This is a genomic window from Cytophagia bacterium CHB2 (assembly GCA_030263535.1).
Lineage (GTDB): Bacteria > Zhuqueibacterota > Zhuqueibacteria > Zhuqueibacterales > Zhuqueibacteraceae > Coneutiohabitans.
On sequence record SZPB01000276.1, the window covers coordinates 1 to 8,804 of the forward strand.

General features: G+C 54.4%; 9 protein-coding genes. All 9 read right to left on the reverse strand.

Annotated features, from left to right (window positions below; genetic code table 11):
• Positions 1–98: 98 nt before the first annotated feature.
• Positions 99–866, reverse strand: a complete 768-nt coding sequence (locus FBQ85_21695) for a GNAT family N-acetyltransferase (GenBank protein ID MDL1877753.1) — start codon at positions 864–866, stop codon at positions 99–101.
• Between the two features lie 539 nt (positions 867–1,405).
• Positions 1,406–2,068 (reverse strand): GNAT family N-acetyltransferase, encoded by a 663-nt coding sequence (locus FBQ85_21700; protein ID MDL1877754.1) that lies wholly within the window; start codon positions 2,066–2,068, stop codon positions 1,406–1,408.
• A 9-nt stretch (positions 2,069–2,077) separates the two neighbouring features.
• Positions 2,078–2,833, reverse strand: coding sequence for a class I SAM-dependent methyltransferase (locus FBQ85_21705; protein ID MDL1877755.1), 756 nt, complete (start codon positions 2,831–2,833; stop codon positions 2,078–2,080).
• A 108-nt stretch (positions 2,834–2,941) separates the two neighbouring features.
• Complete coding sequence (locus tag FBQ85_21710) at positions 2,942–3,352, reverse strand: hypothetical protein (protein MDL1877756.1); 411 nt, start codon at positions 3,350–3,352, stop codon at positions 2,942–2,944.
• Between the two features lie 115 nt (positions 3,353–3,467).
• On the reverse strand, positions 3,468–4,697 hold the full coding sequence (locus FBQ85_21715; GenBank protein ID MDL1877757.1) for a DUF1624 domain-containing protein: 1,230 nt from the start codon (positions 4,695–4,697) through the stop codon (positions 3,468–3,470).
• A gap of 65 nt (positions 4,698–4,762) precedes the next feature.
• Positions 4,763–5,824 (reverse strand): T9SS type A sorting domain-containing protein, encoded by a 1,062-nt coding sequence (locus FBQ85_21720; protein MDL1877758.1) that lies wholly within the window; start codon positions 5,822–5,824, stop codon positions 4,763–4,765.
• Positions 5,825–6,140: 316 nt separating this feature from the next.
• Entirely contained in the window at positions 6,141–6,515 is a 375-nt protein-coding gene (locus FBQ85_21725; protein ID MDL1877759.1) for a hypothetical protein, read from the reverse strand.
• Positions 6,516–6,653: 138 nt separating this feature from the next.
• Positions 6,654–7,478, reverse strand: a complete 825-nt coding sequence (locus FBQ85_21730; GenBank protein MDL1877760.1) for a cupin domain-containing protein — start codon at positions 7,476–7,478, stop codon at positions 6,654–6,656.
• Positions 7,479–7,619: 141 nt separating this feature from the next.
• Positions 7,620–8,804 (reverse strand): hypothetical protein (locus tag FBQ85_21735; GenBank protein ID MDL1877761.1); only part of this gene is annotated, 1,185 nt, incomplete at its 5' end.

The window sequence follows — 8,804 nt, forward strand, 5'->3', positions numbered from 1 at the left end:
ACCGCGAATGCACGCCAATAAACGCGAATTTTAAGATTAGCGAATATTCGCGTTTATTAGCGGTTCCCCAAATGAGTAAGTTATTTAAATGGCGTTCCTTAGCTTCGTCGCGCCGGCTCTGGAATCGGCACGCCAATAGCATAAAGCACATCATGGCGATGCAGCCTAAAACCTAATTTCTCGGCGACGCGCACACTGGCGAGGTTCTCCGGCGAAGTTGTCCAACTCGGTTGCTTTCCCCGGCCTTGAATGTCTTCGCAAAGTTTTCCCGCGCAAGCTACACTGAGTCCCAGCCCGCGAAATTCGCCTTCCGTGACGACGCCAATGTCTTCGTAATGATCTCCCACGAAAAAGCTGCAAGCGACTGAAACGAGACGTTCGTTGGCAAATGCGCCCCACGCATAACCGCTCGCTGCGAGTCTCTCCGGACCACCCCAGGTATTCCAAATCCAATTAATTTCCGGACGCATTCTCTGAAGATGATAGACATCATCTGGTTCAAGACGGCGAATCGGTTGTTTCGCCGGCAACAAAAGAGCCGGCTTTGTTTTTAATTCAAAAACGACGCGATCCCACAACCGCAAGTCAGGAAACACCGCTCGCAGCAGCGGCGCGAAGCGCTCCGGCGCCTCGACAAAACCAGCAATACGAAGCTGGAGATCATCTGGCGTCAGTGTTTCCGGATCGCCGGCGAGCATGTAGTTGTCCGCGGTATTCACCAGGAGTGTGCGTGAATTGGGCCAGCAGTCAACGAAACATTGGCCGTTGCCGGTTTGCAGAACATGCAACCCAACAAGAGGCCCGGGACGCTCTGGGGTGAACCAGTTGCGCAAAGTTTCGAGCTGAAGCGGTGTGAGTTGAATCATGACTTACTGATTCATAAATTATAGATTCACGTCATGAGTATTTTTGAAAATTAGACTGTAACCGCTTTTGTCAAGTAATCTGCCTGGTGCACGATTCGCTTAATCTGCAAAAGTATCATCTCGATTGCCATTCAGGCGAATCTTGTGAAGCATGAAGCGCAGCGTCGAGTACTTCACAAGTTTCCACAGTGGAATGACAAATCAAAATACTCATACAATTAACATAATACCTTAATAGGGACAGTAAGAATTCGCGGGTTTTATAGAAAGCTGTGCTGAGAAGTGTGAACCCAGCGGCTCAAAATCATTTGGGGACCAAACTTGTTCTTCGCGCAGTCTACAGTTGTTTCATCTGTGCGCACCCCAAGCCCCAATATTCCGGCAAGAAGCCTGAGTTGTGTTGCACAGCGGCGGCATTTTACAAATTCGCGGACACAGAGTCAACTCTTGGCGCGAGTTTTCATCTGGTCGTATCAGAATCCTGCTCGCGATAAGATTTCTCCGCAAAAGAGCCGCTTTGCCATTAGGGATCGCTGCTGTTAACCGTTGTCTGCAGAACTGTTGTTCGCACGAAATAAATTCCACGTTTCCAGTTGCGCGTCGACACGGGCATGTCCAACAACCTGGTAACCGAAATGCCGGTAGAGGGAGACATTCCGGAAATCTTCCGTGGTCAACGTCACGCCAAGCGAAACCGGATCGCGGTGCGATATTGCATGCACCGCATCCAGAAGTTGCCGCGCTAGACCTTTGCCATGATGTGAATGGCGCACGCCAATCATGTTGAGATGATAATGCGGTTGGCTAATCTCAAACTTTCGCGTTGCTTCACCAAAAGTCTCGTAACGCAGGCGCGCTGACTGGCCAAGTTCGCGCCACACCGCTTCGCGAAGTCGTGCAAGCTCGGCGGGCGGTTGTCGCTTGCCGGGCAGCGTTAGAATTGCCGTAGCAACCAGATCGCTGCCGTTCGACACGCCCAGAATCGGTTCACCTCGCCAAACGCGGGCCATCACGAAAAAGTTGATCAGCATGTGCAGGCGACGATCGTAATCACCGCCAACGGAGCCGATGACGTTGCGCATGACCGGATAATCGTAAAAGGCCTCGCAAAGAACATCCACGGCATGACTCACTTGCGCCTCGGACAATCTGCTCACCGGCGAAGCGCCACGACTTTCAGTTTGATCAGGGTTGCGGATCATAATAAAATTTCAAATGGTTCGTTTTTCTAATACCCAGATCATCACCGGACTTTGCACCGGATCGAACGGGGCACGGTCGTAGCTGCCGTAGAGTTGCACAATGCGAAAGCCCACGTCTTGCGCCATTTGCTCGAACTCGTGTTTCTCCACAAAAGCAAATTTCATCTGCAGCAAACGCTTCTCGAGTAAGCGCCCGTCGCTGTCGAAGAACTCGAAAAACTGCTGGCGCGAAACCACCGGATTTCCGCCTTGCTCGAAACCCGATACGACCAGCGTGCCGTTTTCAGTGGGAAACTGCCCGATGAGACGCAGCAAGCCATCAACTTGCTTGCGGCGGATGGCTGGATTGTGCAGCGTGCAAATGAATCGCCCGCCGGGAACGAGACACTCGAACACCGCCGCCAGCGCCGCGCGTTGATTCTCTTCGCCAATAATTTCCATGAACGCCTGGAAAGGCAGAATGGCAAGATCAAAGGCTGCAGGCAAACTCAATTGACAGACATCAGAGCAAACAACCTCTGCATGCAATCCGCGTTGTTGCAACTTCTGCGACAGGACGTCGAGCATGGCGCTCGAACTGTCCACGCACGTTAACTTCGCGCCAGATTCAATCAGGGGCAGCGATAACCGGCCGGTTCCAGCCATCAGTTCGAGAATCGGGCCTTGCACCGGTTTGATTTCCGACAAGAAAAACGGAATGTCATAATCCGCGGTGACGTAGACATCATAAATTTCCGCTATGCTGTTGTAGTCGATATGTTGCATCGCTGTTCTTCAACTCAAATACAACGGTGTTAATCTCTTTGAGTGATGGCCCCAACCGATAGATTAAGACCTGCGGATGAAAGGCAGAAGTCTTGTCCGTTGGCGCCGTCAGGTCCTTGCTTTGGTTGGATACAGCCAAGCGGCCAATACGCCATACCCACAAAACTCGATCAAACCGAATCCAAACCATTTTGCCGCCAATGAAGCCGGAATGGGATACATGACATATTGATTTAGATCCGCCAAAATACCCGCTAGCAGCGCGAAGAATATCCCAAGGAGTAATCCTTCTTTCATGTTACCTTGACGGGCAAATCGCGCAAAGCTCCAGACAAACAAAAGTGCCAGGGCCGCAGTGATGAAAAGCGAGAGCCCAAGGCTTCGTTCGGCCGCAGGCCTGGTGATGGTTGCCAGTGCGGAATTTGCGTCGGCAAGAATGACGAGGTGCACGAAACCATTCCACAGCAATGCAAACAAGAAGATCGCGCCGGCCGTTATGAACAGGCGATTAATATTCATGATTTTCTCAGAGTCTTACTTTAGCACTGTCACTTTCCTTGTCATAGGCATGTATCTCACTTTGAATCGGGCAAATTTGCCTTGACGATTGCACGGAATGCTTGCCTACGCGTTTTCACAGGTAACTCAGCCACCAGTCTTTGCGGCGCTGCTTGACTTCGGCAAACCAATGACACAACGGATAGAGCATCACCAGGATTGCCAGCCATGCCGCATAAATCACCGGCAGACTCAGGCCATAATTCTCCGGTTTGGACATCGGGGGCATGCCGCGAAACAGCCAGGCCGTGTCGCCATAGAGGGCGTGTGCTGCAATCACGGTCACCGCATGAATGAGGAAGGCATGCACCACATAAAACAGGAACGGCGTGCGCCCGATCGTCACAACCATTCTGGCCAGCTTACCCTTGAGTTCGTGGACGCCAGCCAGTGCCATCAAAGCCGGGCCGAGCGTCATGGTCAAAAACAAGAGTGAGGGCGGATATTTTTCGCAATTGATAAAAGCGAGCGAAGTGGCCAACCAGTTGTCCTGCGGCGTCCAGGCTGCCGGGTCGCCATAAACGTTGGCAGCGCGCAACCCAACGAACAACAATGTCGCGCCCAGGCCGAGGCTGAAAGTCCACTTGCGCCGCTGACGCGCTTCCATCAGCATGATGGGGCCGAAGACATAACCCGCGGCCATAACGCCGATCCACGGGATCAGCGGGTAGAGCATAAAAAGTGTTTTACCTTCGGAGGGATGCACGAACCCGGGTTCGTGCAACATCATCCACAACCAACTTGCCGCGCCAAAACTCTCGGCGCGAATGCCGTCGAGCAAGTTGTGCCCGGCGATCATGACGAGCGCGAAGACGGCGATCGCCTTTCTCGGCAAATAAACCAGCCCGGCAAGTGTAATCATGGAGACACCGATGGCCCAGATGACTTGCAGAAAAATGAAATCGACTTGCACGCTAAACGTCCACGCGAATCGCATAACGACCAGCTCGACGAAGACGAGCCAAAGCCCGCGCGTGAGCAGGAAGCGGCTGATTTCACTTTTGCCGCGGCCGCGGCTGGCGTAGAGAAATGCGGACACGCCTGCAAGAAAAACGAAAATCGGCGCGCAGAAGTGGGTGATCCAACGCGTGAGAAACAGCGCCGAATCGTTCACGTCGCGTGGATTCACACTACTGGCGCCCAAAAAATCACGGGTATGATCCAGCACCATGATTACCATCACCAACCCGCGCAGCCAATCGATTGCGTCCAAGCGCGGACGCGCCAGCGTGGTTTGGTTGAGATTCGGCCGCGGTGAAGAAATCAACCGGAGTTCCTGCCGCGGAGCATCCAAAACTATTTCCATCGTTTCTCCCTGTTTCAGAATTTTTCCCTTTCAATGCCGCAATGAAGCGTTGCTTCGTTTTGATACTATTGCAGCATAAGCATTTTTTTAACTGCGGAAAAATTTCCAGCTTGCAGGCGGTAGAAGTAAACGCCGGAAGCCAGACCACTGCTGCGCCAACGAATTTGATGCTCGCCTGCGGCCATCATATGATTCGTCAGGGTGGCGACTTCACGGCCCAATGCGTCATAAATTTTCAATGTCGCCAGGCCGGCCCTGGGCAGCGAAAACGAGATGACGGTCTCCGGATTAAAGGGATTGGGATAGTTCTGCTCCAGCTTGAACGTCGATACGATAGCGGGATCGTCGTCAACCTCAGTCGTCACCTCAGTGACAAATTCATACACGCCGCCTTTGTTCAATCCCAAATAAAGCTTGTCAATCATGCCTTCATTGACATGCAGCAAATCCCAAACGCCGCCAAATTGTGCAGTCTTTTCGTGAACTTCCCGCCAGTTTTCTCCGGCATCGTCGCTAATGTAAACAATAAGCGGCTGCGGATCGGAGGTTTTGAACCACGACGCGGTATAAATGCGCCCGGGCCGCACCGGATTGATCGCGATGCCAAAGAAGAAGCGGCCGTCTTCGGCGAAAATTTCCTTCCACGTTTCACCGCCATCCGTGGTTCTCAGAATGTAGCTCTCCAATCCGGCATAGACGGTCTTCGAATCGTGCGGATGAATTACCACGGTTTTTCCCGTGCTGACGTCGTCGACGATCCGAGGCCATTCCCGCCAGGTAGCGCCGGCATCTTCAGATTTCCAAAGAAAGGCTTCCTCGATTGAATTCTGTCCGCCCACCCAAATTATTTTGGAGTCGTTGGCATCGATCGTAATAAAATTTACCCCTGTGGCCAGCCCGCCCCAATTGCCATGGCTGATCTGCCAGCTTCTGCCGCGATCAAGCGATTTCGCGACTACCGTAGCGCCGGTGGCAAAAAGAATGTTCGGCTGATGCGGATGGCGCTCGATTGCCAAGACGGTTTCCGAAAACGCGCCGCCAAAACCATTTTGGTAGGATGACCACGTCACCCCTGCATCCGTGGTGCGATAAAGCGAAACCGTATCAAATTGAGTAGAAGCGAGCATGGTATCCGCATCAAAAATGAGCAGCGCTCTGGCCCGCTTGCCTTGCAGCCCAATTGGCGTCCATAGCGTATCGCTAGTGCGAAGATCTTTCCGAGACAGCCCGTTGTCGGTCGTCGCATAGAGCTGCTGATCGTGCAGCCGTAACTGCTGAACGGTTTTTTCCTCCCAGGCCCAGAAAGCGCCATGTCACGGATCCGGCTTGAGCGAGCAGCGGTGGTGAGCCACTGGCCAAGAAAAGGACGAGCGCACCAGCGAGCGTCGCAACGGTTCGGCGGACTGCGATTTTTTTCTTGCAGAGGCGCATAGGCGAATCTCCTCAGCGCAGGGCCGGACTTGCCGCGGCCAATTCCTGGCGATTTTGCACAGGATCGGGCGCGAGTCTGACTCTGCCCATGTTGCGGTACCTGGTCAGATCATTGCTATTCGTGCCGCCCGGCAGCGACAACGGTGCTGCAGGTATTTCGTATGCTGTTGCAGCGCGCATTTTCTTGTTCTGCTGCGCCGCCGCCAAAGGCAACAACATCAAAGCAACGGCATTGCTTGATTCCACGATCATGTTGGGGTGAGACATATTCCCTTCCTGTTCGCTGGTCCGATTGCCAAGCGTTGCGGCGAGAGCGCCCAACGCCGAATAGTCGCGTGATGCGGGGACCACGCCTGCCAAACCGACTCCGCCCATGCTTGCACGCACCGGCTGTGTTCCTGCAAGCTTTGCGCTCTTGTGACGTCGAGAATCGTCATGTTTGCCAACGATGCCGGCGGCGCAAGCCACACGAAATGGTCGCAATGTTTCAGCGCGCCCCTCATCGCTTCCGTCATCTTGGCAATTTCAAATCAGCGCTCGCTGAGGAGAAATGAGCTGATCAAATGAACCGCGACGGATTGAATAGCTTGCCGCGACGGCACGCCCGGATGCTGAACCGCGCACGCGTCGACCCTCAGGCGATGCCCGGCGGGATGGCGATACTCGCCGTATGCTTTTGCCAGCACTCGCCGTAGATGACCCAACACCCGGGCGAGGCGCCGAGTGACGGATGAATCGGGCCGTCAGTATCCGGCGCCAGGGCTTGGCAGCCGCAACAGGCGAGGGTTTTGATTGGTGTTGCCATCGTCGTTTCAGGCCCGGCCCAAAGCCGGGCTTGCGCATTTGAATCCCCAAAATGTCTGACTGCACCGCCTCATGGCGGCGTATGATGAGTGTAGATTGACCGGCCATCTGCGCGGTATCGACAACTTTCGAATTGGTCGGCAGCCAGACCTCATCGAAGGTCGCCATGATGTTATTTGCGCCACCGAAAAAGCCGAGCACCTTCGCGGTTTCATTCCCGACGTTGCGCAGATCATGCGGCACCATGGTGGGCACCACGGCGATTTCACCCTGGCTAAGACGGCCTTCTTCCCCACCGACGCTGACTTCCACCTCGCCGGCGAGAATCAGCAATGATTCTTCAGCGCTATCGGTGTGGCGGCCCAGACTATCTCCCGGCTCCAGCTCGAAATACACTGCCGCAGAATTCCTGGTGCCCAGCGCACCAAGCAGCGGAAAGGTTGCGCGACAATGTTGCCTGGGATTGGTTTTTCCCGTGAACTCGGTCAATGCGAGCTTGTTCAGATTGACGGTCAGCATGATGGTTTCCTGGTTGAGTTTCTGCAAAGCGCCGCCTTGCTAGCGGGCAACGTCGAACGTGCAAGCGATGCCGAGGGCGAAGGGCATGGGGCAAGGCGCAAGGCGCATAGAGCATGGTTTTTTGCCTTTTGCCTTTTGCCTTTTGCCTTTTGCTCTTTGCCCTCTACCCTACGTCCGATGCCACAACTCATGATGCCGTGCATGCGTCTCCAGATACGCGCCGGCGGTGAAGTGCTTGTCGTAAAACTCCAGATCGAGATGATGCGCCTGCAAATACGTCAGGATGAAAATCGACGGCACGGTGCCGGGAAATTTGCCGAACTTGTCGAACACGTAGTGCGCCATAGTGGTCACGCATTCTTTAAACTCCTCGCTGTGAACTTTGCCGGCGCCGCGCACGGCCGCGTTTTCGCGATAAGGTCCGGGCGTGTTGGCATTGAACGGCCCGCCTTCACCAAATTTGCGCTGGACAAAGGCTTCCACCGCGGCACGCATGTCTTTGAAATGCGGCGGGCAAAAGCCCTCGAACACACCGGGCAATCCCGTGACATTCGGCAACGGCCAGCGTTCATCGGTATCGTAACGGAAACCCAATCCCGGCATTTCGGGATCGCCGCTCGCGCCGAGCACGCTCATCGGCGTGATACCGTCGAACATCCAGCCGCCGAGGCCCATGGCCTGCAGCATCAACGCGCCGGCATAACATGCGGTGGAAAGCTCCGCCGTCACTTCCGCAAGCGACAACTGCTCGACATAAGTGAGCGGATACGGATTCTTGACATCCACCAAGGCGCTGAATTTCTCGATGCCCGGAACCGGATTCTTGTTCACGTCATCGAAAATGCAAGCCCCGTTTTGCACGAGATAACAGAGCACGGCGATATGATGCTGGGCCAAATCCGCCACCGGAATGATGAGCGTGCTGCCCGGCACATTCACGCACCAGGGATTGTGCATCTCGATGTGCGCCGGTTTCGGCGGAATGTGCATGCGCTTGTCCGACAGCTTTTTGATGCGCGAACGATGCGCTTGCAAATACGCGTTGAGATCGGTGGCGCCGTTTTCATCGGTCTTGACCAAATTATGCGCGTCGCGCGTCGGTAGAAAATAAGTGCCGTTATCGTCGGTGTAAAAAAACTCCGTCGTGTGAAATCCCGCCGCCGAAGGAAACGTGCGACCGCCAGCCGCGCTGGCGTAATTGGGAATGTTCGGCACATAATTTGGATTGAAGGGATGAAGATAAAACCATCCCGTGTTTCCGGCGGCCGCGGTGAGCACCATCATCTGCTCCAATTCGCCGAGCGGCATCGGCGCATGCCGCGATTTGAATTTCAGCGGGCCGTCTGGAATCTC